Here is a 24978-nt window from a genome sequence, read left to right on the forward strand (position 1 = left end):
CGCCCCCGAGGCGGCCTACCATCGACTACGTGACCGAAGTCCCGTCTCCGCAGCTGCGGATCAGCGACCAGAACCGTGAGTCCGCGCTGTCCGCCCTCGGCGAGCACATGAGCGCGGGGCGGATCGACATCGACGAGTACGGCGAGCGCTCGGCCCGGATCACCGCGGCCAAGACGCGCGGCGAGCTCGGCGAGATCTTCGCGGACCTCCCCGCCCCGCACCCGCGGTACGAGGACGTCCCGCAGGCCGTCGCGGCGCCCCCCGAGCCGGCGGCCGCGCCCGCGCCGCGGCAGCCCGACAACTGGTCGCCGCCGCAGCGGTTCCTCGCCGCGATCGTGCCGCTGGCCTTCATCGCCGCGATCGCGCTGATCGCCACCGGCACGCTGGCCTGGCCGATCATCTTCGTCCCGATCGGGCTGACGGTGTTCGGCAAGTCGATGTGGGGTCACGACTGGAACCACGACGTGGAGCATCGCCGTCGCCACGAGCGGCACCTGCGTGACCGCGAGCGCCGCCGCGAGCTGCGTGACTCCTACCGGCGCGAGCTGGGCCGCTGATCCCGCCGTGGGCGACATGCGGTTGAGCGACGCCGAACGCCAGGACGCCCTGGACGTCCTCGAAGAGCACGTCCGCACCGGACGGCTCGACATCGACGAGTACGGAGCCCGGTCCGCGAAGGTCACCGCGGCCAAGCGGGTCAGCGAGCTCATCCCGCTGTTCGACGACCTGCCGTCGCCCCGCCCGAGCGCGTTGCTGAATGGGGTTTCGGCGCCCGGCGTCCCGGTGGCGTCCTCGGAGGACAACGCGCTGGTGCGGTTCCTGACCGCGGGCGCGGTGCCGATCGCGATCGTGCTCGCGCTCGCGGTGCTGATCCTCTCCCGGGGCAGGCTGCTGATCATTTCGGTCGCGTTGCCGCTGGTCGTCGCGATGATCGCCGGGGCCCGCCGCCGCCGTTCGTGATTGCTCCCGTTTCCGGGCAGGATGGGCGCGCGATCGGGGGTGCTCGCCGTCGCGGCTTCGGCGGCGGGACCGGCGCAGGCCGCGGCTGGGCGACCGAGCCGGCAGCCGACGGTGCTGCAGGTGCCGGCCGGAGCCAACTCGTTCCTTCCGTGGCAAGCCGGTGGCGTGGCGGGGAACGAGCCCCGACGGCGAGCTGAAGCAGCCGGGCACCTACACCGGCTACCAGCCCAGCCACGTCAGCGACGACGGAGTGCTCGTGGGGTCGGCGTCGAACGGCCCGCTCGACGAGGGCGGAGTGCCGGTGATCTGGCGTTTCACCCGGTGAGCCCGCCGTGATCGCCAGGCCGGGAGCGGCGTGCTGCCGGCCTGGCTAGGCTGGGCGGAGTGGAACCGGTGGAGATCAACGCGGGCACCTACTACCTGCGCCAGCTGCGCGCCGATCGCCACATCGACGACCGCCCGTTGTTGATGGAGGCGTTCGCCGACCCGACGCACCGCAAGTACGTCCTGAACTACCGGCTGCGCACGCTCGACGAGGCCACGGAGTACGTGGCGCTGCGGGCGGCCCAGTGGGCCGGCGACGAGCGCTGCTCCTGGGCGATCGCCGAGCCGACCTCGGGCAGGCTGCTGGGCGAGGTGGGGTTGCGCGAGCTGAACCTGGACGCGTCGTACGCGGAGGCGACGATCTGGGTCCACCCGGCGGAGCGCGGCAAGGGCATCGCGACGACGGCGTTGAACGCCGCCCTGCGGTTCGGCTTCGGCGGCTTGGGTCTGACCGAGGTCAGTTACCGGTACGAGGAGAGCAACGCGGCCTCGGCGATCGTGGCGGAGCGCTGCGGATTCACGCTGGTCGGCCCGGAAGCGGAGCGGGCGCCGACGGGCGAGCGCCTGATCCGCTGGCACCGGACGTCCTGACGTCCCTCAGCTCACCGGCTCCACGATCCCCGCGCGGGCTTCCGGAGCCGCCGACCGCAACGCGTCCGCCGCCTCGTCGCTCGGCTGGGACTGGGACTTGCGTTCCGCGTCCACCCTCGCGCGGTAGACCTCGATCTCGTGCTTCACCGTTTCGGGCGACCAGCCCAGGACTTCGCCCACCAACGTGGCCACCTGCTCAGCGCAGTCCACCCCTCGGTGCGCGTACTCGATCGAGATGCGCGTCCGGCGGGCGAGGACGTCCTCCAGGTGCAATGCCCCTTCGTGCGAAGCCGCGTACACCACTTCCACGCCCAGGTAGTCCGGCGCGTGTTCGATCGGCTTCAGCAGCTCCGGGCGGCCCTCCGCCGAAGCCAGGACCTCGTGGACCAATGAGCCGTAGCGGTCCAGGAGGTGCCTCACCCGATACGGGTGCAGCCCGTGCTCGGCCGCGAGGTGGTCGGCCTGGTTGACCAGCGCGTGGTAGCCGTCCGCGCCCAGCAGCGGGACCTTGTCCGTGATCGACGGCTGGGAACGGCCCGGCAGGTCCACCGCCGCCGCGTCGACCGCGTCCGCCGCCATCACCCGGTAGGTCGTGTACTTGCCGCCCGCGATCGCCACCAGGCCCGGGGCCACCCGCGCCACCGCGTGCTCGCGCGACAGCTTCGACGTCTCTTCGCTCTCCCCCGCCAGCAGCGGGCGAAGGCCGGCGTACACGCCTTCGATGTCGTCGTGCGTCAGCGGGGTCGCGAGGACCGTGTTGACGTGCTCGAGGATGTAGTCGATGTCGTGCTTCGTCGCCGCCGGGTGCGCCAGGTCGAGCTCCCAGTCCGTGTCCGTCGTGCCGACGATCCAGTGGTTGCCCCACGGGATCACGAACAGCACGGACTTCTCGGTACGCAGGATCATCCCCGACTCCGAGACGATCCGGTCGCGCGGGACGACGATGTGCACGCCCTTGCTCGCCCTGACCCGGAACCGGCCGCGGCCGCCCGACAGGCGCTGGAGCTCGTCGGTCCAGACGCCGGTGCAGTTGATCACCGCGGCGGCCGCGATCTCCGTCTCGCGGCCGTCCTCGACGTCGCGCACGCGCACGCCGGACACCCGATCGGCTTCGCGCAGGAAGCCGACGACCTGGGTCGAGGTCCGCACGACCGCGCCGTAGTGCGCCGCCGTCCTGGCCACCGTCATCGTGTGGCGGGCGTCGTCGGACTGCGCGTCGTAGTAGCGGATCCCGCCGATCAGCGCCGAGCGCTTGAGCGCGGGCACCATGCGCAGCGCGCCGGCGCGGGTCAGGTGCTTCTGGCCCGGGACGCTGCGGGCGCCGCCCATCGTGTCGTACATCAGCAGGCCGGCCGCGGTGTACGGCCGCTCCCACACGCGGTGCGTCAGCGGGTAGAGGAAGCTGACCGGCTTCACCAGGTGGGGCGCGATCGTGGTCAGCATCAGCTCGCGCTCGCGCAGCGCCTCCCGGACCAGGCCGAATTCCAGCTGTTCCAGGTACCGCAGGCCGCCGTGGAAGAGCTTGCTCGACCGGCTCGACGTCCCGGACGCGAGGTCACGCGCCTCGACGAGCGCGACCCGCAGGCCGCGCGTCGCGGCGTCCAGCGCGGTGCCCGCCCCGACCACGCCGCCGCCGATGACGACGAGGTCGAACGTCTCTTCGCCGAGCCGCTGCCACGTCTCTTCCCGCTTGACCGGGCCCAGTCGAGCCGGGTTCGTCTCCGCTGCGTGCTGCGCCACGTGACATTCCTCCTCGTGCCGGCGAGGCCTCCAGCATCGCACGACCCGGTGATCATCCGCCCGTCCACGGATGACACTTGTGGCGTAACCCTCCGCGATCTTGACCGGGATCTTGAAAGAATTCGGCTCTCCGGTGCTTGGAAGTAGCTTCTACGCCCCGGTAACGTCGCGCGAACGTGGGTCGGCAACGGTGCCGTGGCACGCCGTGATCGACCCTGCGCAGAGTGTCCAGTGTGGAGGTGCAGCGGTGAGTGCTGGAGCAATAATCGTCTGGGAAATATTGGGAACGGCCGCGCTGATCCTGCTCGGCAACGGTGTGGTCGCGAACCACGTGCTCCGCAAGAACAACGGGTACAACGGCGGATTCCTCTTCATCACCTTCGGCTGGGCCTTCGCCGTGTTCACCGGCGCCAGCATCGCCGCGCCCAGCGGCGCCCACCTCAACCCGGCGGTGACGCTCGGCCTGGCGATCTCGGGCAAGGTGCCCTGGGTCGACGTCCCCTTCTACTTCATCGGCGAAATGGTCGGCGCGATCATCGGCGCCGTGCTCTGCTGGGCCGCCTACAAGCTGCAGTTCGACGACCACCCCGAGCCCGAGAACACGCTCGGCATCTTCTCCACCGCGCCGCAGATCCCCAACACCGCCTGGAACCTCGTCACCGAGATCATCGGCACCTTCGTCCTGGTCGCCTGGATCCTGCTCAGCCCGGTCGCCACGGCCATGTCGCCGGACGGCGTGCCGACCTTCGGCAACTCCGCACTGGGCTACGCGGGCGTCTCGTTCGTGGTGCTCGTGATCGGTACCTCCCTCGGCGGGCCGACGGGGTACGCCATCAACCCGGCCCGCGACCTCGGCCCGCGGATCGCGTACGCGTTCCTGCTGCCGATCAAGAACAAGGCCAACGCCAACTGGGGCTACTCGTGGATCCCCGTCGTCGGCCCGCTCGTCGGCGGCGCCCTGGCCGCCCTGCTGTACCTCGCCGTCCACAACCTCACCTGATCGCCCGATCGACGGAAATCCGGGAGCACACATGACTTCGTACGTAGCCGCGATCGACCAGGGCACCACGTCCACCCGGTGCATGATCTTCAACCACGAGGGCCGTGTCGTCTCGGTCGACCAGCGCGAGCACGAGCAGATCTTCCCCCGCGCGGGCTGGGTCGAGCACAACGCGGAAGAGATCTGGGAGAACACGCGCCGGGTCGCCGCGGGCGCACTGGCCAAGGCCGACCTGACCGCGAAGGACATCGCCGCCGTCGGCATCACCAACCAGCGCGAGACCGCCCTCGTCTGGGACAAGACCACCGGCAAGCCGGTGTACAACGCGATCGTCTGGCAGGACACCCGCACCGACCGGATCGTCACCGAACTCGGCAACCTCGGCGGCGGCCAGGAGCGCTACCGCGACAAGGTCGGCCTCCCGCTCGCGACCTACTTCTCCGGGCCCAAGGTCAAGTGGATCCTGGACAACGTCGAGGGCGCGCGCGCCAAGGCCGAGGCCGGTGACCTGCTGTTCGGCAACATGGACACCTGGGTGCTGTGGAACATGACCGGCGGGGCCGACGGCGGCGTGCACGTCACCGACCCGACCAACGCCTCCCGCACCATGCTGATGGACCTCGACACCCTGCAGTGGGACGCCGAGATCGCCGGCGAGATGGGCATCCCCCTTTCGATGCTGCCGGAGATCCGCTCCTCGTCCGAGGAGTACGGCAAGGTCCGCGAAAAGGGCGCGCTGGCCGGCGTCCCGATCGCGGGCATCCTGGGCGACCAGCAGGCCGCGACGTTCGGCCAGGCCTGCCTCTCGCCCGGCGAGGCCAAGAACACCTACGGCACCGGCAACTTCATGCTGCTCAACACCGGCACCGAGAAGGTGATGTCGCAGAACGGGCTGCTCACCACGGTCTGCTACAAGATCGGCTCGAACGACACGGTCTACGCGCTGGAAGGCTCCATCGCCGTCACCGGTTCGCTGGTGCAGTGGCTGCGCGACAACCTCGGCATGATCACGACCGCGGCCGAGATCGAGGAGCACGCGCGCAGCGTCGAGGACAACGGCGGCGCGTACTTCGTCCCGGCGTTCTCGGGTCTGTTCGCTCCTTACTGGCGCTCCGACGCCCGCGGCGCGATCGTCGGGCTCACCCGGTTCGTCAACAAGGGCCACCTCGCCCGCGCGGTGCTGGAAGCGACCGCCTTCCAGTCGCGCGAGGTCATCGACGCGATGAACGCCGACTCCGGAGTCCCGCTGAAGTCGCTCAAGGTCGACGGCGGCATGGTCGTCAACGAGCTGCTCATGCAGTTCCAGGCCGACATCCTCGGCGTGCCGGTGATCCGCCCGGTGGTCAACGAGACCACCGCGCTGGGTGCCGCCTACGCCGCCGGTCTCGCCGTCGGGTTCTGGAAGTCCGAGGACGACATCCGCACCAACTGGGCCCAGGACAAGCAGTGGGACCCGTCGATGGACGACGCCCGCCGCGAGCGCGAGTACCGCAACTGGAAGAAGGCCGTCACCAAGACCTTCGACTGGGTCTCCGAAGAAGACTCAGAGGACTGAGCGGACTGAGCGGACTGACCGGCGAGGGCCGGGGGTGCCGCCTCGTGGCGCTCCCGGCCCGCCCGCTCACACCGCCCAGCCCTCCGGCTCGCCCGACTGCTCGTTGGGCGCGATGACCATGAACGGCACGCCCTGGTCGTCGGTGGCGCGCACCTGCCGCCCGTACGGCGAGTCGAACGGCTTCCCCTCGACCGAGCCGCCGAGCTCGGCCACCTTGGCCGCGGCCGCGTCGGCGTCGGCCGCCCAGAAGTACGCCGACCAGTACGACGGCACCTCCGGTGGCGCCGAGCCGGGTACCGCGCCGAGGCCGCCGACCGGGCGCCCGTCGAGCAGCAGTACCGCGTACGTGAAGTCGTCGCCGGAGATGTCCTGGAAGCCGTAGCCGAAGACCTCCTCGTAGAACGGCTTCGCCGCCGCGTAGTCACGGCTGTGGCACTCGTTCCACGCCAGGGCGCCCGGGGCCGCCACGACCTGCGTGCCGATGTGGTTGCCGGCCTCCCAGAGCCCGAAGACGGCCCCCGTGGGATCGGCCGCGATCGCCATCCGGCTCTCCTTCAGCACTTCCATCACCGGCGTCACGATCCGCCCGCCCGCCTCGGTGACGGCCGCGGCCGTGCGGTCCACATCGGACACCGCGAGGTACGTCGTCCAGAACGGCGGGACGTCCTGGCCCGGTGGGGTCTGCCCGATGCCGGCGACCGGGCGCCCCCGCAGCTGCGCCATGCCGTAGAAGCCGGTCTCCGCACCGCCCCGCTGCACGTCCCACCCGAACAGGCCGCTGTAGAAGGCGATCGCCTTCGCCTGGTCGGGCACCATCAGGTCCACCCAGCTCGGCGTGCCGTCGGGCCACCTTTCGTTCCGGAACACCATGTCGACTCCCAACCCTCGTCCGCGCCACCTGGCGGTGACGACGGGCACAGTCTGGCACCGGGCACCGACAAAAACCGAAAATCAGGCCTGGACCAGCCGGGCGTAGACGACGATGTTGTCGACGTAGTTGTGCGCGCTCCGGTCGAAGACGCCGCCGCAGGTGATCAGCCGCAGCTCCGGCCCGGCCGTGTCGTCGTAGACGCCTTCGCGCTCGAAGTCCTTCTTCGGCACTTGGTGCACCTTCGTCACCTCGAACACCACCGTGGTGCCGTCCTTGCGGGCGATCGAGACCCGGTCACCCGCCGCCAGCTCCTTGAGCCGGAAGAAGATGCCCTTCTGGTGGTTGCCGTCGACGTGCCCCAGCACGACGGCCGGGCCGGTCTCGCCCGGCGTCGGCGCGTAGGTGTACCAGCCGGCCTGCAGCGGCGTGGTCACCGGCGGTACCTCGACGGTGTTGTCCGGGTTGAGCCCCAGCGGGACCAGCGTCGAGCGCGCGCCGATCTTCGGGATGTCGATCGAAACGGGCTCGGATTTGGGCAGCGCCGCGACGGCGTCCTGGCTCGCGGCCTGCGGCTCCGGGGTGACCGCGACCGGCTGGGCGGGCGGCGGCTGCGCGGTGTCCGGGCCGCTGCCGCCGTCGAGGGTCAGCACCAGGACCACCACCAGCGCGGCGAGCAACGCCACGATGAAGGCGATCAGGAAGCCCCGCCTGCCGCCCGTTGTCTTCGTGCTCATGCTCTCCCCCTGACCAACGCTGACAAAGTTCACACGTCCGGGTGGTTCCGGTGGTTGAGCCGGGCCGCGGTCAGCGGCGCCAGGCTCGCCGGGCCAGCACGAAACCGCCACCGCCGAGGGCCAGCACGCCCATGGCGCCCGCGGCGGCGAGCGGCCCGTGGCCGGCCGGGCCGCCCCCGGTCTGCGGTGCCCCCGACGGTACCTTCGCCACCTGACGACGTTCACCCAGCACGGTGAACTTCGTGGTCAGTTCGGCGACACCGCAGGAGAACGACACCTGGTAGACGCCGGGTTTCGCGGGCTGCACGATCGCCGACGCGGCCGCGGCGGGCGCCTTGGCCGGGTCGTTCTGCGGGCCGACCCGCCGGAGCGCCCCGATCTTGAGGACCGGGGACGCCGGGTCGTGCGTGCTCGCGGCTTCGCAGCCGAGCCGGATCTCCACCTTCGCTCCCGGACGGGCCGCGGTCGGCATGACGCGGAAGTAGGCCTTCGGGTTTCCCGCGTGCTCGGTGGGTGTCGCGGCGAAGGCCGCCGGCGCCGAGAGCAGCAAGCCACCCGAAACGGCGGCAACGGCCAGGATCTTTTTCGTTTCCATCCCTTTTCCCCTCCCCCCGGGACTTCTGCTTCGAAAGACGCCCTACCTGCGGAGAGGTTGCCTTCCGCGCCGAAAAAACCGCCCCGGAGCGTGGCTCCGGGGCGGTCGTGGCGATTTCGGGAAATCAGCCCGCCATGCTGCCGTCGCCCGCCTTTGCGGCGCCGGAGGGCACCTTCGCCACCTGCGCGGCGGGCACCGTGAACTGCGTGGTGTAGGTCTGGCCGCCACAGGTCACGGTCAGCGGGTACGTGCCCGCCGCGGTGCCGGGCTTCAGCTCGGCGTCGGCGCTGATGTTCGCGTCGGCGCCCATGAACGGGCCAGGGGTGTAGTTGGCGAACGTCAGCACCGGCGAAGAGAACGCCGGCGAAGGGCCTTCGCACTTCGCCAGCGCGACGTTCGGCGCGTCGCGGACGTACTTGTCCACCAGCGTCTGGTTGATCGCGGTGTTCACGTTGAGCTGAACGCTGCCCGCCTTCGGGGCCGCGCTCGTGCCCGGCGCCGGAGTGGTGCTCTGCGCCATCGCCGGTCCGGTCAGCGCCGTCGCCCCGATCACCGCTGCCGCAACGAAAACCACCGTCTTGCGCACTCTCGCACCCTTCGCGTTCTTCAGCCTTACAACCGACAAGACGCGACGGGTGCGCCGGGGTTGCGTGCCGTCGTCAGTCGAGATCGTCGTGGCGCATGAGCTGGCGCCCGGCCTCGGTGATCGAGCCCGACAACGACGGGTAAACCGAAAATGTCAGTGCCAGGTGGTCCACTGTGAGCTGGTTCTGGACGGCGAGCGCGATGGGGAGGATGAGCTCGCTCGCCTGCGGCGCCACGACGACACCACCGACGACCACGCCGGTGGCGGGGCGGCAGAACAGCTTCACGAAGCCTCGGCGGAGGCCCTCCATCTTCGCGCGCGCGTTGGTGGCCAGGGGCAGCATGATGGTGCGCGCGGGCACCTCGCCGGAGTCGATCGCCTGCTGGCTGATACCGACGGTGGCGATCTCCGGGTGGGTGAACACGTTGGCGGCGACGGTCTTGAGCTTGATCGGCGCGACGCCTTCGCCCAGCGCGTGCCACATCGCGATGCGGCCCTGCATGCTCGCCACCGAGGCGAGCATGAGCACGCCGGTGCAGTCGCCGGCGGCGTAGATCCCGGGAACGGAGGTGCGTGAAACGCGGTCGACGGTGATGAACCCGCCGGGGCCGACCTCGATGCCGACCTTGTCGAGGCCGATGTCCTTCGTGTTGGGCACCGACCCGACGGTCATCAGCGCGTGGCTGGCTTCGATCACGCGGCCGTCGGCGAGGTGAATCTCGACGCCCTTTTCGGTGCGCTCGACGCGGTCGGCGCGCGCGTGCTTGGCGACGGTCGTCCCGCGCTGGGAGAAGACCTCTTCGAGCACCGCAGCGGCGTCGGCGTCCTCGTGCGGGAGGACGCGGTCACGGCTGGAGACGACGGTGACCTTGACCCCCATCTCGGTGTAGGCGGAGGCGAACTCGGCGCCGGTGACGCCGGAGCCGATCACGGCGAGGTGCTCCGGCAGCTCCCGGAGCTCGTAGAGCTGGCGCCAGTCGAGGATGCGCTCGCCGTCCGGCACGGCGCCGGGCAGCACGCGCGGGGTGGCGCCGGTGGCGATGAGGACGACGTCGGCGGGCAGCTTCTCGGTGCCGTCCTTCGTCGTGACGGCGACCTTGTGCGTCGCCAGGCCGGGCTCTTCGTCGCAGAAGCGGGCCTCGCCGGCGATGACGCGGACGCCCTCGCGCTGGACGCGGGCGCGGATGTCGGCGGACTGGGCGAGCGCGAGCCCCTTCACCCGGCCGTGGACGGTCGGGAGGTCGATGCTGGTGTCGGCCAGGTCGGTGTTGATGCCGAGCTCGCTGAGGTCGTGCATCTTCGCCAGTGCGCCGGAGCTCGCGATGAACGTCTTCGAGGGAACGCAGTCGTAGAGGACGCACGCGCCGCCGAGGCCGTCCCGCTCGACGATCGTGACGTCGGCTCCGTGCTGGGCCGCGACCAGCGCCGCTTCGTAGCCGGCCGGGCCCCCGCCCATGATCACGATCCTGGTCACCTGGGTCCTCCTCTGGGCTGTTCGTGCGGTGCTCTCACCGTACGCGGCGAAGGTGACCGGACACTGAAGTGGGCGAACACGGCGAGTGCGTCCACTCGGGTGAGGGAGGTATCGCTACGCTGTCGGGCGTGCCGTTGTATGCCGCGTACGGATCGAACATGGAGCCCGCCCAGATGCTGGAGCGCGCGCCGCACTCTCCGATGGCCGGCACCGGCTGGCTGGAGGGCTGGCGCCTGACCTTCGGCGGCGAGGACCTGGGGTGGGAAGGTGCCCTGGCGACGATCGTCGAGGACCCGGCGTCCCGCGTCTTCGTCGTGTTGTACGACGTGACGCCACTGGACGAGGACGGCCTGGACCGCTGGGAGGGCGGCGAGCTGGGCATCCACTCGAAGATCCGCCTCCGAGTCCAGACGATGGACGGCTCCGTCCTGGCCTGGCTCTACGTCCTCGACGCCTACGAAGGCGGCCTCCCGTCAGCTCGCTACCTGGGTGTCCTGGCCGACGCCGCCGAGGCAGCCGGCGCCCCCGCCGACTACGTCGACGACCTCCGAACTCGCCCCTGCTCCGGCATAACCGGCTGATGCCCCGCCAATCACGCGTGATGCCCCTCTGATCACGCGTGATGCCTCTCCAGACACGCGTGATGCCCCGAACGTAACTTGAAGGCGTCCCGCAGCTCGGCGAGGACGCGCCCCGGCTCGCGCAGATCGACGGCCGTCGCCCGGATGGTGACCCAGCCTCGCCCGGCCATCCGCTCGTCCCGCTCGGCATCGTGCTCGTGCCGCTCCTCGTGTGCGGCGAACCCGTCGTACTCGAGCGCGATGCGCAACTCGGGCCACGCGATGTCGAGGACGTAGAGGCGGCGACCGTCGACGGTGGTGATCTCTAACTGCGCCTCCGGGACCGGGAACCCGGCCTCGACCACGATCAGCCGGAGGATGCTCTCCGGGGGCGATTCGGCCTTCCCGGTCGCCAGAGCCAGCAGCATCTGCGCCCTGTGGATACCTCGCCGATCCCGACGGTCGATGAGGCGGTCCCGGACGTTCTTCCGCAGGGTCTGGCGGTGGTCATCCGGTAGTCCCGCCATCGCCTGGTCGACCCCGGCGAACGCGGTTCGATCATCGCCCGAGCACAGGTGATCGGCGAGGGCGAGGTCGAGCGAAAACACCGGGAGCCCCTTGAGTTCGAGCACATCGGCGGGCTGGTATTCGGCCCGGTGCACGACCAGTCCCGGCTTCGATCGAGCCCGCTTCTCCGGTGGTACGGAGAGTTGGATCGTCGTGTCCGCAACCGCCGAAATGCCATGCAGGGCAAGGGAAGTCGCGCCCGAGAGCACTGCCGGCGGCCCGACGTGGATCAACGCCGCCTGCGCCAGCGTCGGCAGATTCAGCGAGTCGGCGGCGTGGATGAGCACGCCACGCCAAGGCTGCGCGAGTACCCCTGTCGCCAGCCCTTTGAGCACCGCTCGGCGCCCCAGGATCTTGTCGGCCTCGGCGCGCGAAACCGCTCCGTGCGGCCCTCCCCAATCGATCACGTAATCGAGAATCGGCCCTTCCCGTGGAGAAGGGAAGGGCCTTTCTCGTGACCTGTGGATAACTCGCTATGCCTGTGGATAACCCTGTGCGGAAAGAGGCATCACGCGTGACTGGACGGGCATCATGCGTGACTGGAGGGGCATCACTACGCGAGGGTGGTTAGGGCTGTGTGGACCAGGGTTCGGACTCCGCAGAGGAGGGCTCGCTCGTCGAGGACGAACGTGGGGCGGTGGATGTCCGATTGGGGGGCGGGCGGGCCGGACCAGACGCCGAGGCGGGCGAAGGCTCCCTGGACGTGCTCCAGGTACCAGCCGAAGTCCTCGCCGCCCGAGGACTGCTCGGTGGGGGCCACCGCGCCCTCGCCGAGGGCCGCTTCCACGCCCGCGCGCATCAGGGCCGTCGACTCCGGGTCGGAGACCACCGGGGGGACGCCGCGGCGGTAGTCCAGGTGGAAGCCGACGCCCGTGGGGGCCAGCAGGGACTCCACCGAGGAGGCGACCAGCGGCTCCAGGGCCGTCCAGACCTCGTGGTCGGCCGTCCGCAGCGTCCCACGCAGGACGCCGTCCTGCGGGACCGCGTTGGCCGCCTGGCCCGCGTGGACCGCTCCCCAGACCAGGATCGTCCCGGAACGCGGGTCGACGCGGCGGGAGAGCACCGCGGGCAGGGACGTGATCACCGTGCCCAGCGCGTGCACCAGGTCCGCCGTCAGGTGCGGCCGGGACGTGTGGCCGCCCGGCGACGTCAGGCGCAGCTCGATCAGGTCCGCCGCCGACGTCAGCGCGCCGACGCGCATCCCCACCGACCCCACTTCGAGCCGCGGGTCGACGTGCAGGCCGTAGATCCGCTCGACGCCGTCCAGCGCGCCCGCCGCGATCATGTCCAGAGCTCCCCCGGGCATGACCTCCTCGGCCGGCTGGAAGATCAGCCGCACCCGGCCCGGCAGCTCCGGCGCGCCGGCCAGCGCGCGGGCCGCGCCCAGCAGGATCGCCGTGTGGGCGTCGTGGCCGCACATGTGCGCCGCGCCCTCGGTCGTCGACGCGTAGGGCAGCCCGGTCGCCTCCGTCAGCGGCAGGGCGTCCATGTCCGCGCGCAGCGCCACGCACCGCTCACCACTGCCGATGTCGCAGACGACGCCGGTGCCGCCCGGCAGCACCCAGGGCTTGAGACCGACCGAGCGCAACAGCGTGACGACCAGTTCCGTGGTCGCGAACTCGTGCCGCGACAGCTCCGGGTGCGCGTGGATGTGCCGCCGCCAGGCGAGCACGTCGGTCGCGTTGGCGCGCAGCCAGTCGTCCAGCCAGAACGGGCCACGGCCCGCACCAAGGTCCTCCACGGGAGCCATGCTTACGCCCGCTTCGGAGATGAGCGCTTCGGACCCCTCCATGGGGTTGATGATGCGCCCTTGGGGGTCGCCTGGAACGTCCGGTCGTGAGTCCAACACCGTCACGCCGCACCTCCTCCCGCAACACGGGTAACCCGCGCAGCGGCTGGGGTCACGCGTCGTGCCGATCGATCTGTCGTACGCATTTGCAGACGATCGTGCACCATGCAGGCGGCAAGCCGCGCCTCGAAAACGGCCGTCCGAGACGGCCGGTACCGGATCTGCGTTGAACGGCGTGCACTAGTTCGGCAAAGCCGAAAACCTCAGGACCCCTTGGCCCGCTTCGAACGGATCTTGCGCCCCCAGATCACGATGCCGAGCAGGACGACCGCGAGCAGGCCCGCGACCAGCTTGTTCTTGGTCTTCTCGCTGTTCGCCTTGTCCGTCTGGGCCGGGTCGAGCACCGGGCCCGGTGGCTGGGTCTGCGCCAGGACCGGGGCCACGGACGCGTGCGCCACGCTCACCGTGACGGCGGACGGCCGCGCGAGCGCCACTGCCGGTGACGCGGTGAACAGCACCGCCCCGAGCAGCCCGACCAGGACCAGACCCCGCAGTTTCGCCATGTCATCCTTTCGCCACGACCAGGCATTCTGCCCACGCATCGCCCGCACGTCAGCCACCGAACGCGTCGAGGATCCGCTGTGCACCGAGGGTAGCCGTCAGTTCACCGTCCCGCACCGCCCGTTCGACGTCGGGAACGACCGTTCGCACGTCCGGATGCACCGCCAGCCGACCGAGCAGCTGCTCGCGCACCATCGCCCAGGTCCAGTCGACCTGCTGCTGCCGCCGCCGGGCGTCCAGTTCGCCGGACGCCGTCAGCGTCTCGCGGTGCTGCTCGATGGCGCCCCAGACCTCGTCGAGCCGCAGGTTGTGCAGGCCGCTGCAGGTCAGCACCGGCGGCGTCCACGACGCTTCGGGCCCGTAGATCATCCGCAACGCGCCCGCCAGCTCCCGCGCGGCCCGCCGGGCGTCCCGCTCGTGGTCGCCGTCGGCCTTGTTGACCGCGATGACGTCGGCGAGCTCCAGCACGCCCTTCTTGATGCCCTGGAGCTGGTCACCGGTGCGGGCCAGCGTCAGGAACAGGAAGCAGTCGACCATGTTCGCGACGGTCACTTCGGACTGTCCGACCCCGACCGTCTCGACCAGCACCACGTCGTAGCCGGCCGCCTCCATCAGCACGATCGTCTCGCGGGTCGCCCGCGCGACCCCGCCCAGCGTCCCGGACGTCGGCGACGGCCGGATGAACGCTCGCGGGTCGACCGCCAGCCGCGCCATCCGGGTCTTGTCGCCGAGGATCGACCCGCCGGTCCGCGTCGACGACGGGTCCACCGCCAGCACGGCGACGCGGTGCCCCGCCGCGGTCAGGTCCGTGCCCAGCTGGTCGATGAATGTCGACTTGCCGACACCGGGCACGCCGGTGATGCCGACCCGCCGGGCGCCGCCGGCCGACGGCAGCAGCTCGACCAGCAGCTCCTGCGCCAGCGCCCGGTGGTCCTCCCGCTGCGACTCGACCAGCGTGATCGCCTTCGACAGCGTCCCGCGGTCCCCCGCGAGGACGCCCTTGGCGTAGGCGGTGACGTCGATCTTGCGCGGCAACGGTCAGGACTCCTGCGCCGACAGCTGACCGAGCAGGTCGATGGCGGCGTCCGCGAGCACCGTGCCGGGCCCGAAGATCGCCGCCGCCCCGGCCTCGCGCAGCGCCGGGTAGTCCTGCGGCGGGATGACGCCGCCGACGACGACCATGATGTCCTCGCGCCCCAGCTCGGCCAGCTCGTGCCGCAGCGCGGGCACCAGCGAGAGGTGCCCGGCGGCCAGCGACGAGACGCCGACGACGTGCACGTCCGCCTCGATCGCCTGCCGCGCCACCTCGGCCGGGGTGGAGAACAGCGGGCCGACGTCGACGTCGAAGCCGAGGTCGGCGAAGCCGGTGGCGATCACCTTCTGGCCGCGGTCGTGGCCGTCCTGGCCCATCTTCGCGACGAGGATCCGCGGGCGGCGGCCCTCCTCGGCGGCGAACTCCTCGACCAGCTGACGGGCCTTTTCGACGTTCTGCGTCTTCCCCACCTCCTCGCGGTACACCCCCGAGATGGTCCGGATCTGGCCGGAGTGCCGTCCCCAGATCTTCTCGAGCGCGTCGGAGATCTCGCCGACGGTGGCCTTCGCGCGAGCCGCGTCGATGGCCAGTTCCAGGAGGTTGCCCCCATTGCCCGCGCCCTCGGTGAGCCGCCGCAGGGCGTCCTCGGTGGCCGCGGAGTCGCGTTCCGACCGCAGCCGCCGCAGCTTCTCCAGCTGCTGCGCGCGGACGCCGGCGTTGTCGACCTTCAGCACTTCGATGTCGATGTCGTCGGTGACCTGGTACTTGTTGACGCCGATCACCGGCTGCCGCCCGGAGTCGATGCGGGCCTGCGTGCGCGCGGCGGCCTCCTCGATGCGCAGCTTCGGGATGCCCGCGTCGATCGCCTTGGCCATGCCGCCGGCCTGCTCGACCTCGGTGATGTGGCCCCACGCCTTGCGGGCGAGGTCGTAGGTCAGCTTCTCGACGAACGCGCTGCCGCCCCACGGGTCGATCACGCGGGTGGTGCCGGACTCCTGCTGCAGCAGCAGCTGGGTGTTGCGGGCGATCCGCGCGGAGAAGTCCGTCGGCAGCGCCAGAGCCTCGTCGAGGGCGTTCGTGTGCAGCGACTGGGTGTGTCCCTGGGTCGCGGCCATCGCCTCGACGCAGGTGCGGACGACGTTGTTGTAGACGTCCTGCGCGGTCAGCGACCAGCCGGACGTCTGGGAGTGCGTCCGCAGCGAGAGCGACTTCGACGACGTCGGATTGAAGCCCTTCACCAGCTTCGCCCACAGCAGGCGGGCCGCGCGCAGCTTCGCGACCTCCATGAAGAAGTTCATGCCGATCGCCCAGAAGAACGACAGCCGCGGCGCGAACTTGTCGACGCTGAGCCCCGCGGCGACCCCCGATCGGATGTACTCGACGCCGTCCGCCAGCGTGTAGGCCAGCTCCAGGTCGGCGGTCGCGCCGGCTTCCTGCATGTGGTAGCCGGAGATGGAGATCGAGTTGTACTTCGGCATGTGCTGCGAAGTGAAGGAGAAGATGTCGGAGATGATCCGCATCGACGGCTGCGGCGGGTAGATGTAGGTGTTGCGGACCATGAACTCCTTGAGGATGTCGTTCTGGATGGTCCCCGCGAGCTGTTCCGGCTTCACCCCCTGCTCTTCGGCCGCGACGACGTACAGGGCGAGCACCGGCAGCACCGCGCCGTTCATCGTCATCGACACCGACATCTTGTCGAGGGGAATCCCGTCGAAGAGCTGCCGCATGTCGTAGATGGAGTCGATCGCGACGCCCGCCATGCCGACGTCACCCGACACGCGGGGGTGGTCGGAGTCGTAGCCGCGGTGGGTGGCCAGGTCGAAGGCGACCGAGAGGCCCTTCTGCCCGGCCGCGAGGTTGCGCCGGTAGAAGGCGTTGGACTCTTCGGCGGTGGAGAACCCGGCGTACTGGCGGATGGTCCACGGCTGGTTGACGTACATCGTCGGGTACGGCCCGCGCAGGAAGGGCGCGATGCCGGGGTACGTGCCGAGGAAGTCCACATCGGACAGGTCGGCGGCGGTGTAGACGGGCTTGACGCCGATGCCTTCGGGCGTTTCCCAGGCCAGGGCGTCGGGGCCCTTGCCGGTGGCGCTCTCCACCGCGCGCGCCCAGGTGTCGCGGTCACCCGGTGACGGCGTGCCGAGGTCGAGACCGGCGAAGTTCGGGATGCTCATCGCGTGACTCCCAGCTTGGCGTGCAGGCCGTTCAGGACTTCCAGGGCGTCGCAACCGGCGAAAACGTTCGCGTCCACGCCGTCGTAGTCGCCCTTCCCCGCGAGCAGGACATACTCGGCCCCGAGGGACGCGGCGACATCGGCCGCCTGGGCCGCGTAGGCGTCATCGGTGCCGCAGAGGCAGGCGATGCGGGCGCCGGATTCGCGGAAAGCGCCGGGCAGGTCGTCGGTCGCGCCCGGGTTGACGGCTTCGATCCCGCCCGCCTGGAACAGGTTGGCGGCGAACCCGGCCCGCGTGGTGTGCGCGGCGACCGGGCCGAGGGTCGCGAGGAAGATCTTCGGCCGCGAGCCGTGCGAAGCGAGGTACGCGTCCGAAGCGTCGCGAAGCGCCTCGAAGCCTTCGGCGTAGCGGTGCCGCGGCAGCCCGCCTTCCACAGTGGACTCCACCGGCTCCCGCACCACCGGTTTCTCGGCCAGGTTCGGGAACTCGCTGACGCCGGTGAGCGGGTCGCGCCGCGTCGCGATCCGCGAAGAGCGCTTCTCCCACGTCGCCGCCAGCCGGGCCGCCAGCTCGCCGGAGGCCAGCGAAGCCACCAGGCCGCCTTCACCTTCGATGGCGGTGAACTCGGCCCAGGCGGCGTGCGCGAGGTCGTCGGTGAGCTTCTCGACGTACCAGGAGCCGCCCGCCGGGTCGGCGACGCCGGCCAGCTTGGACTCCTCCAGCAGCACGGCGTGGGTGTTGCGGGCGATCCGCGCGGAGAAGGCGTCGGGCTTGCCGATCGCCGCGTCGAACGGCAGCACGGTGACCGCGTCCGCGCCGCCGACGCCCGCGCCGAAGCACGCGACCGTCGTGCGCAGCATGTTCACCCAGGGATCACGCCGGGTCAGCATCGACGGCGACGTCACGGCGTGCTGGCGCATCGGGGAGGAGAAGCCGCACACCTCGGCGACGCGGGCCCACAGGCGCCGCGCGGCGCGCAGCTTCGCGATGGTGGAGAACTGGTCGGCGGTCGCGGCGAGCCGGAACTCCAGCTGGCCGGCCGCGGCTTCGGCGTCGAGGCCCGCGTCGGTCAGGGCCCGCAGGTAGGTGACGCCGGCGGCCACCAGCGCGCCCAGCTCCTGCGCGTCCGACCCGCCTGCTTCGTGGAACGGCAGGCCGTCGGCGACGATCGTGCGCACCTTCGGGTACTTCGCGGCGACACGCGCGGCGAGCGCGGCAGCCGGTTCGAGCTCGACCGCCGAGCCGGACCGGGCGGCCAGGCCGATCGGGTCGGCGCCCAGCACGGCGGTGGCCTCGCTCGCCGGGATCTCGCGTTCGGCGAGCAGCGTGAGCAGCTCGGAAGCGGCGGCCTCGTACTCGGCACCCGCGTCCAGGACCACCGGCGCCAGGTCGAGGTAGACCTCGTTCAGCGCGTCGGCCAGCGCCGACGGCGGCACCGAGAGCCAGATCGACGTCACGCCGCCTTCGAGGTCGGCGAGGATCGCCTTGTTGACGTCGCGCCCGTCTTCGCCGGTGAACCGGGATCGGACGTCCCAGCCGGTGCTGACATGGCCGTCCGGTCGCGCGCCGCGCACGTACGGCGGCAGGCCCGGGAAGCCGATGTCGCCGGGGAGGTCCTCGGCCGTGTACAGCGGCTGGATCTCGATCCCGTCGTAGGTCCGCGTGACGAGCTTGCTCTCCGGGGCACCCGCGAAGCCTGCAGGGTCTTCGGGGAGCTTGCCGCTCTTGCGCAGGACACCGGCGACCAGCTCCTGCCACTGCTCGCGCGTCGCCTGGGGAAACTCGGCCCCCAGGTCGAGTTCGGAGATCGGCGCTGACTCCGGACCGGCCACTTCAGTCATACCCAGTGATGGTAGAGGCACGGGCCGCGTCCGACCTGTGACTCTAGTCGCGCCCCTAGGCAATCCGGGGTCATTCGGGTACGACACAATCAGGGGGTGCCCCCCTCCAGCGAAGAGACACGAGTGGTCGCCGGTCGCTACCGGCTGCGTTCGGTGCTCGGCTCCGGCTCGATGGGCACCGTCTGGTCGGCCTACGACGAGTTCCTGCACCGGCAGGTGGCCGTCAAGGAGATGAAGGTGCCGCCGGGCATCCCGGCGTCGCAGGCGGACGAGCTGCGGGAGCGCACGCTGCGCGAGGCCCGCGCCATCGCCGTGCTCTCCCACCCCAACGTGATCATCCTGCACGACGTCGCCCGCGAGGACGACCAGCCGTTCGTGGTGATGGAGCTGCTGCCTTCGCGCAGCCTGGCGCACATCCTGCGCGACCACGGACCGCTGACCGTCGGGCAGGCCGCCGCGGTCGGCATCGCCGTGGCGTCCGCGCTGGAGGCCGCGCACGCCGCCGGGATCACCCACCGCGACGTCAAGCCGGGCAACGTCCTGGTGGCCAGCGACGGCCGGATCAAGCTGACCGACTTCGGCATCGCCCGCAACGTCTCCGAGGCGACCATGACCCGCACCGGGATCATGCTCGGCTCGCCCGCCTACATCGCGCCGGAGGTGGCCTCCGGCGGCGCCGTCACGCCGGCCGCGGACCTGTGGGGCCTCGGCGCCACACTGTTCGCCGCGGTCGAGGGCGCGCCGCCGTACGACGCCGACGGCGACCCCCTGGAGACGGTCGGCAAGGTTGTCAACGGGAAGGTGCCGCAGCCCAAGGCCGGTCCGCTGGCCGACGTCATCGGCGCGCTGATGAAGAAGGAGCCCGGCAACCGGATCACGCTCCGCGAGGTCCGGCACCGGCTGTACCCGCTGCAGACGAAGACGCCGCTCGACCTGTTCGGGGCCGAGCTGTTCCACACCCCGGACGGCAAGAAGACGTCCGCGCAGCCGGACGCGACCGACACACAGGTGATCAAGACCGTCCTGCCCGAGAAGGACAAGGTCAAGGCGGAGAAGAAGGCAGAGGGGTCGAGCAGCGAGCTCGCCGCCGACCCGGGCCCGCTGCCGTTCCTGCGCCCGCCCGCGCCCGCGCCGGCGCCCGGCTCGGGTCCGCCGACGTTGTTCGTCCCGCAGCCCAAGGCGGCCCGGCGCAGCTCCACGGCCACCGCCGTGCTCATCGCGGTGGCGATCCTGCTCTTCCTGCTCGCCGCGGGCGGCGGGTTCGCACTGGCCAGGACGGTCGGCGGGCAGTCGCTGCTGCCCCCGGCCGCCGCCCCGCCGCCGACGTCGAACGGCGTCACCGACGTCCCGGCGCCGACGCTGGTGCAGCAGTCCGGCGACGCGAGCTACGTGACCGGCAACGGCGGCCAGTTCGGCCTCCAGGTGCCCGAGGGCTGGCAGAAGTTCGTCGCCCCGCACACGACGACGAAGTTCGGGGCGAGCACCGCGGTCCAGTACGTCTCGCCCGACGGGCGCCGGTCGCTGCGGGTGGAACGGCTGGCGAAGTACTTCACCCAGTTCCCCGGCGACGGCGAGTACATCGCCTGGCTGAAGGGGTCCTACCCGGCCAACGCGTTCCAGCTCTACGACCCGACGCCGCTGCCGGGCGGCAAGGGCTCGACGCTGACCTACCGCCTGGCCGAGGGCGGCACCCTCCCCGAAGCCGGCCGGGGCGGCGGCACCCGCGTGACGTTCATGAACCTGGTCCAGGCGGGCAGCAGCCTGTGGATCCTGTCGGTCACCGTGCCCGCCGAGCAGGAGAGCTCGGGCCAGGACGTCTTCAGCCGCATCGCGCCGACCCTGAGCGTCTCGGACTAACCGCCGAGGACCTTGCGGGACACCTGCTCCTGGGCGAGGTGGCGCAGCCCGGCGAAGATCCGGTCGCCGAGCACGGTGGCGACCAGCCCGGTCTCGATGATCGTGTCCAGCGACGTCAGGCCGGCCACCACGTCGACGTCGAGTTCCGCGACGCGCATGGCCAGCTCGGCGTACTCCTCCAGCCGCTCGGTCAGCTTCTCCTGCCCCAGCTCCTTGGCCGTCGCCAGCGCCGCGACGAGGTTCGCCATCGTGCGGTGTTCCGGCGGGTGCACCTTCCAGCCGTGGCGGCGCATGACGTCGGCCAGCCGCCCGGACGCCCATTCGGCGGCCTCCTCGGACACCTTCGGCGGAGTCCCGGCCAGCTCCTGCTGGACGACGCCCATCGTCCGGTGCGGGGTCTCGTCGCCGTCGATCGCGCTCAGCACGGCGCCGACCGAGGCCAGCGGCAGGCCGCCGACTTCGGTGAGCGCCTTGATCAGCCGCAGCCGCCGGACGTGCGCCGCGGAGTACCGCGCCTGGTTCGGGCTGGTGCGCTCGCCGGGCGGCAGCAGGCCTTCGCGCAGGTAGTACTTGACGGTCGCGACCGGCACCCCGGACTCGGCGCTCAGCTCGGCCATCCGCATGCGTTTCCGCTCCGATCCCGGGGTCCGCCTCGGGGACAACCCTGAAGACTTCTCAGTATGGATAGTTTAACTTTCCAAAACGGAGAGCTTGACTATCCGTTCTGGGAGGAACCCATGACCATCTTGCGCCTTCCGTGGCTTCGCCCCGGGCCGGGGGCTCCGCCACCCGGAACCCCCGAAAAGAAGCGCCGTGCCGATCTCCGCAGCAGAACCCACACCTGGCACCGGCCGTCCGCGGTCGCGGCCGCCGCCCTGGCGGTGGTGGCGCTGCTGTGCGTCGCCGCCATGGTGCTCGACCAGCGGACCTTGGGAGGCGCGCCGCTCTGGGCGAAGCCGTTCAAGTTCGCCGTGTCCGGTGCGCTCTACTTCGCCACCTGGAGCTGGCTCGTCTCGCTGCTGCCGCGGTTCCGGCGCACGGCGGCCGGGCTGACGAACCTCCTGGTCCTCATCTTCGCCGCCGAGTACGTCCTGCTCGTGTTCCAGGCGGCCCGCGGCCGCGCGAGCCACTTCAACGTCGAGACCCCGCAGGACGCCGCGATCTTCGGCACCATGGCCGCGATGATCGCCGTGCTCTGGGTCGCCACCCTGGTGCTCACGGTGCTGGTGCTGTTCACGAAGGTCCCCGACCGCGCGTCGCGCTGGGCGGTGCGGACCGGCGCCGTCCTCTCGCTGGTGGGGATCTCGCTCGGCCAGCTGATGACGAACCCGACCGCGCAGCAGCTCGCGCAGTGGAAGAGCGGCGGACGGCCGTCGATGGTCGGCGGGCACACCGTCGGGCTCGAAGACGGCGGCCCCGGCCTGCCGATCCTCGGCTGGAGCACGGTGGGTGGCGACCTGCGGATCCCGCACTTCGTCGGGATGCACGCGCTGCAGGCGCTGCCGCTGCTCGCCATCGCGCTGGTGGCGCTGGCTCCGCGGTTCCCGCGGCTGCGTGACGACGTCGTGCGCGTCCGGCTCGTCCTGATCGGCGCGGCCGGGTACGCGGGCCTGATCGCGCTGGTCACCTGGCAGGCGCTGCGGGCGCAGCCGCTCGTGCACCCGGACGCGGCGACGCTCGGGGCGTTCGCCGTGCTGGCCGCCGGGGTCGGGCTGGGTTCGTGGGCCGCGGTGCGCGTCCGATGACCCTCTTCGACCTGGCGTTCCCGCTGGCCGCGCCGTTCTGGGCGCTACTGATCCTGGCCCCGAAGTGGCGGTGGACCGAGCGGATCATGAAGTCGCCGTGGGTGCCGCTGCTGCCGCTGATCTGCTACTTCGCGCTCGTGCTGCCGCACTTCGGCGAGTGGGGGCGGGCGATGCTGCGGCCCGACCTCGGCGTCCTGCAGACGCTGCTGGCCACGCCGTGGGGTGCCGGGCTGGTCTGGGCGCACCTCATTGCGTTCGACCTGTTCATCGCCCGCTGGATGTACTTCGAAGGGCGTGCCCGGGACATCTCGCCTTGGATCGTGAGCCCGATCCTGCTGCTGACGATCTTCCTCTCACCGTTCGGGCTGGCGGTGTTCCTGGTGGTCCGGACGGTCCGGATACGCTCCCTCGCATGACTGAACAAGAGGCCGCGAGCGCCATCGCCAAGCGCACCGGCGTGGACGCGCACGACATCGCGGTGGTCCTGGGCTCGGGCTGGCGCCCGGCGGCGGACGTCATCGGGGAGTGCGAGACGGAGATCCCGTTCGCCGAACTGCCCGGCTTCACCACGCCCGGCGCGGTGGGCCACGGCGGCACCATCCGGTCGCTGAAGATCGGGGACAAGAACGTCCTGGTCATGCTGGGCCGGACGCACTTCTACGAGGGCAAGGGCATCGACCCGGTGGTGCACAACGTGCGCACCGCGGCGGCGGCCGGCGTCCGGTCGGTGCTGCTGACGAACGCGGCGGGCGGCCTGCGCGAAGGCTTCCAGGTGGGTCAGCCGGTGCTGATCGCCGACCACCTGAACCTGACCGCGCGCTCGCCGATCGTCGGCGCGAACTTCGTCGACCTGACGGACCTGTACTCCGCGCGGCTGCGGAAGATCGCGCAGGAGATCGACCCGTCGCTCGAAGAAGGCGTCTACGCGGGCCTGGTGGGGCCGCACTTCGAGACGCCGGCGGAGATCCGGATGCTGCGCACGCTGGGCGCCGACCTGGTCGGCATGTCGACGGTGCTGGAGGCGATCGCCGCCCGCGCGGCCGGCGTCGAGGTCTTCGGCCTGTCCCTGGTGACGAACCTCGCCGCGGGCATGACCGGCGAGCCGCTCAACCACCAGGAAGTCCTGGAAGCCGGCCGCGCGGCGGCCACGAAGATGGGCTCCCTGCTCCGCGAACTGGTCACCCGCGCCTGACCGAGTTCCGGCTTGAATCACGTGAGTGCGTGATTCAAGCCGGAACTCGCGTGATCGAAGCCGTAATTCAGGCGAAGGTGGGGAGTTGGGCGGCCACCTCGGCCGGGGAGGGCATGGCCGCGACTTCGGCGGCCAGGGCCTGGGCGGCGTCGCGGACCGCGGGGTCCGTGAGCAGGTGGCGGGCCTTGGCGGCCACGGCTTCGGCGGTGACTTCGGCGCCGAGCAGGCGGTCGCCGACGCCGGCCGCGACGACCGCGTCCGCGTTGGTGAATTGGTCCGCGCCCTGCGGCAGCAGCAGCTGCGGGAGGGCCGCGCCGAACGCGCCGAGCGTCGTGCCGCTGCCGCCGTGGTGGACCACCAGGTCGACGTGCGGGAGCAGCGCCGCCTGCGGGACCCACGCCTCGAGCCGGACGTTCTCCGGCACCTCGCCCAGCGCGCCCTCGGGCAGCGACGGGCCGGTGGCGACCAGGACGTCGACGTCCAAACCGGACAGTCCGGCGATCGCCTCGGTGAGCACGCCCGCGTGGCCCATCGCCGTGCCCAGCGTCAGGTAGACCAGTGGACGCCGCTTGTCCAGCACGCCCGCCGGCAGCTCGCCCGGCTCGCTCCAGCCGACCGGGCGCAGCGGCACGCGGTGGGTGCGCGCCAGGAACTCCGGGTCCTGCACGGACTCCGGGCAGATGTCGACGAACGGGCCGCCGAACGCCAGGTCCTCGCCGACCTCGATCCCCAGCTCGGCCGCGTGCGAGCGGATCGCGTCCCGGATCTTCCCGGTCATCGGGTCGCCGGTCGACACGCGGCCGAAACCGTGCGCCACCACCGGGATCCCGGCCTTCAGCGCGGCGAACGCCCCGCCCGAATTGCCCGCCTCGCTCACCACCAGATCGGGCCGGACGTGCTCGAACAGCGGCAGCAGGTCGGCGAGGAACCGCTTCGGCATCAGCTCGCCGAACACCTTCGCGACGATCGGGAGGAGCACCTCCGGCGGGATGTCCCCCGGCGGGCCGGGCGGGCGGCCTCCGCCGAACGCCTGCCCGAAGGCGTCCTTGATGGCGAGCCCGGCGGCCGCGGTGTCGAGCCCGGCTTTCGTCAGCTGTGGCAGGAAGTCTTCCGAGGTGGCGAAGACGACGTCGTGGCCCGCGTCGCGTGCGGCGATCGCCAGCGGCACGAGCGGGAACGTGTGACCGAAGGACCCCAGTGAGGTGAAGAGTAAGCGCACCTACCCGACC

Annotated in this window: 25 protein-coding genes; 11 read left to right on the forward strand and 14 right to left on the reverse strand. The window is 71.2% G+C overall.

Features of this window, described 5'->3' with window-relative positions:
* Positions 1–29 precede the first annotated feature (29 nt).
* The 4 genes from IE317_RS19580 to IE317_RS19595 all read left to right on the forward strand — a co-directional run bounded on the left by IE317_RS19580 (position 30) and on the right by IE317_RS19595 (position 1875).
* Positions 30–557, forward strand: coding sequence for a DUF1707 SHOCT-like domain-containing protein (locus IE317_RS19580; protein WP_191312093.1), 528 nt, complete (start codon positions 30–32; stop codon positions 555–557).
* 7 nt (positions 558–564) lie between these two features.
* Positions 565–960 carry a DUF1707 SHOCT-like domain-containing protein gene (locus IE317_RS19585; RefSeq protein WP_191312095.1) on the forward strand — a complete coding sequence of 132 codons (396 nt, stop codon included), beginning with the start codon at positions 565–567 and terminating at the stop codon, positions 958–960.
* Positions 961–1120: 160 nt separating this feature from the next.
* Positions 1121–1285, forward strand: a complete 165-nt coding sequence (locus tag IE317_RS19590) for a hypothetical protein (protein WP_191312096.1) — start codon at positions 1121–1123, stop codon at positions 1283–1285.
* A 59-nt stretch (positions 1286–1344) separates the two neighbouring features.
* Positions 1345–1875, forward strand: coding sequence for a GNAT family N-acetyltransferase (locus IE317_RS19595; RefSeq protein ID WP_086849764.1), 531 nt, complete (start codon positions 1345–1347; stop codon positions 1873–1875).
* Positions 1876–1881: 6 nt separating this feature from the next.
* Here the strand turns inward: IE317_RS19595 and IE317_RS19600 are convergent, their stop codons facing one another.
* Positions 1882–3615, reverse strand: a complete 1734-nt coding sequence (locus tag IE317_RS19600; RefSeq protein WP_191312098.1) for a glycerol-3-phosphate dehydrogenase/oxidase — start codon at positions 3613–3615, stop codon at positions 1882–1884.
* Between the two features lie 247 nt (positions 3616–3862).
* Here IE317_RS19600 and IE317_RS19605 point away from each other — a divergent pair, with 247 nt between their 5' ends.
* Together IE317_RS19605 and glpK are read left to right on the forward strand one after the other, a co-directional pair.
* Complete coding sequence (locus IE317_RS19605) at positions 3863–4615, forward strand: MIP/aquaporin family protein (RefSeq protein WP_191312100.1); 753 nt, start codon at positions 3863–3865, stop codon at positions 4613–4615.
* Positions 4616–4646: 31 nt separating this feature from the next.
* Complete coding sequence (gene glpK / locus IE317_RS19610) at positions 4647–6170, forward strand: glycerol kinase GlpK (RefSeq protein WP_191312102.1); 1524 nt, start codon at positions 4647–4649, stop codon at positions 6168–6170.
* A 66-nt stretch (positions 6171–6236) separates the two neighbouring features.
* Here the strand turns inward: glpK and IE317_RS19615 are convergent, their stop codons facing one another.
* The 5 genes from IE317_RS19615 to IE317_RS19635 all read right to left on the reverse strand — a co-directional run bounded on the left by IE317_RS19615 (position 6237) and on the right by IE317_RS19635 (position 10430).
* The gene (locus IE317_RS19615; protein WP_191312104.1) at positions 6237–7040 is read right to left on the reverse strand and encodes a VOC family protein; all 804 of its coding nucleotides are present in this window, start codon (positions 7038–7040) and stop codon (positions 6237–6239) included.
* Between the two features lie 81 nt (positions 7041–7121).
* The gene (locus tag IE317_RS19620; protein WP_191312105.1) at positions 7122–7775 is read right to left on the reverse strand and encodes a class F sortase; all 654 of its coding nucleotides are present in this window, start codon (positions 7773–7775) and stop codon (positions 7122–7124) included.
* 70 nt (positions 7776–7845) lie between these two features.
* A complete protein-coding gene (locus IE317_RS19625) occupies positions 7846–8370 on the reverse strand; it encodes a hypothetical protein (RefSeq protein ID WP_191312107.1) in 525 nt (174 codons plus the stop codon).
* 124 nt (positions 8371–8494) lie between these two features.
* Positions 8495–8956 carry a hypothetical protein gene (locus IE317_RS19630; RefSeq protein ID WP_191312109.1) on the reverse strand — a complete coding sequence of 154 codons (462 nt, stop codon included), beginning with the start codon at positions 8954–8956 and terminating at the stop codon, positions 8495–8497.
* A gap of 73 nt (positions 8957–9029) precedes the next feature.
* Entirely contained in the window at positions 9030–10430 is a 1401-nt protein-coding gene (locus tag IE317_RS19635; protein ID WP_191312111.1) for an NAD(P)H-quinone dehydrogenase, read from the reverse strand.
* Between the two features lie 128 nt (positions 10431–10558).
* On the opposite strand from IE317_RS19635, the gene IE317_RS19640 reads away from it, so the two are divergent.
* Positions 10559–11011 (forward strand): gamma-glutamylcyclotransferase, encoded by a 453-nt coding sequence (locus IE317_RS19640; RefSeq protein ID WP_191312112.1) that lies wholly within the window; start codon positions 10559–10561, stop codon positions 11009–11011.
* 32 nt (positions 11012–11043) lie between these two features.
* Here IE317_RS19640 and IE317_RS19645 read toward each other — a convergent pair whose 3' ends face one another.
* The 6 genes from IE317_RS19645 to IE317_RS19670 all read right to left on the reverse strand — a co-directional run bounded on the left by IE317_RS19645 (position 11044) and on the right by IE317_RS19670 (position 18955).
* On the reverse strand, positions 11044–11907 hold the full coding sequence (locus tag IE317_RS19645) for a DUF559 domain-containing protein (protein ID WP_191312285.1): 864 nt from the start codon (positions 11905–11907) through the stop codon (positions 11044–11046).
* Between the two features lie 203 nt (positions 11908–12110).
* Positions 12111–13412, reverse strand: a complete 1302-nt coding sequence (locus IE317_RS19650) for an amidohydrolase (RefSeq protein WP_191312114.1) — start codon at positions 13410–13412, stop codon at positions 12111–12113.
* A 197-nt stretch (positions 13413–13609) separates the two neighbouring features.
* Positions 13610–13909, reverse strand: a complete 300-nt coding sequence (locus IE317_RS19655; RefSeq protein ID WP_191312116.1) for a hypothetical protein — start codon at positions 13907–13909, stop codon at positions 13610–13612.
* A 49-nt stretch (positions 13910–13958) separates the two neighbouring features.
* Positions 13959–14942 carry a methylmalonyl Co-A mutase-associated GTPase MeaB gene (meaB, locus tag IE317_RS19660; RefSeq protein ID WP_191312118.1) on the reverse strand — a complete coding sequence of 328 codons (984 nt, stop codon included), beginning with the start codon at positions 14940–14942 and terminating at the stop codon, positions 13959–13961.
* A 3-nt stretch (positions 14943–14945) separates the two neighbouring features.
* Positions 14946–17114, reverse strand: coding sequence for a methylmalonyl-CoA mutase (scpA, locus tag IE317_RS19665; RefSeq protein ID WP_191312120.1), 2169 nt, complete (start codon positions 17112–17114; stop codon positions 14946–14948).
* Positions 17111–18955, reverse strand: coding sequence for a methylmalonyl-CoA mutase family protein (locus IE317_RS19670; protein WP_191312121.1), 1845 nt, complete (start codon positions 18953–18955; stop codon positions 17111–17113). The genes scpA and IE317_RS19670 overlap by 4 nt, the downstream gene beginning before the upstream one ends.
* A 123-nt stretch (positions 18956–19078) precedes the next feature.
* Here IE317_RS19670 and IE317_RS19675 point away from each other — a divergent pair, with 123 nt between their 5' ends.
* Positions 19079–20812 (forward strand): serine/threonine-protein kinase, encoded by a 1734-nt coding sequence (locus IE317_RS19675; RefSeq protein WP_191312286.1) that lies wholly within the window; start codon positions 19079–19081, stop codon positions 20810–20812.
* Here IE317_RS19675 and IE317_RS19680 read toward each other — a convergent pair.
* The gene (locus IE317_RS19680) at positions 20809–21435 is read right to left on the reverse strand and encodes a MerR family transcriptional regulator (protein ID WP_191312123.1); all 627 of its coding nucleotides are present in this window, start codon (positions 21433–21435) and stop codon (positions 20809–20811) included. The two genes, IE317_RS19675 and IE317_RS19680, sit on opposite strands and share 4 nt — an antisense overlap.
* A 114-nt stretch (positions 21436–21549) precedes the next feature.
* On the opposite strand from IE317_RS19680, the gene IE317_RS19685 reads away from it, so the two are divergent.
* Genes IE317_RS19685 through IE317_RS19695 form a run of 3 tightly spaced genes read left to right on the forward strand, consistent with a single transcriptional unit; the run spans position 21550 to position 23749 of the window.
* Complete coding sequence (locus IE317_RS19685; RefSeq protein WP_229902799.1) at positions 21550–22557, forward strand: hypothetical protein; 1008 nt, start codon at positions 21550–21552, stop codon at positions 22555–22557.
* A complete protein-coding gene (locus tag IE317_RS19690; RefSeq protein WP_191312125.1) occupies positions 22554–22973 on the forward strand; it encodes an ABA4-like family protein in 420 nt (139 codons plus the stop codon). Before IE317_RS19685 ends, IE317_RS19690 begins: the two co-directional genes overlap by 4 nt.
* A complete protein-coding gene (locus IE317_RS19695) occupies positions 22970–23749 on the forward strand; it encodes a purine-nucleoside phosphorylase (protein WP_191312127.1) in 780 nt (259 codons plus the stop codon). Before IE317_RS19690 ends, IE317_RS19695 begins: the two co-directional genes overlap by 4 nt.
* A 67-nt stretch (positions 23750–23816) precedes the next feature.
* Here IE317_RS19695 and IE317_RS19700 read toward each other — a convergent pair whose 3' ends face one another.
* Positions 23817–24968 (reverse strand): glycosyltransferase, encoded by a 1152-nt coding sequence (locus IE317_RS19700; protein ID WP_191312128.1) that lies wholly within the window; start codon positions 24966–24968, stop codon positions 23817–23819.
* Positions 24969–24978 lie beyond the last annotated feature (10 nt).

The sequence above is a fragment of the Amycolatopsis bullii genome (assembly GCF_014654205.1).
Taxonomy (GTDB): domain Bacteria; phylum Actinomycetota; class Actinomycetes; order Mycobacteriales; family Pseudonocardiaceae; genus Amycolatopsis; species Amycolatopsis plumensis.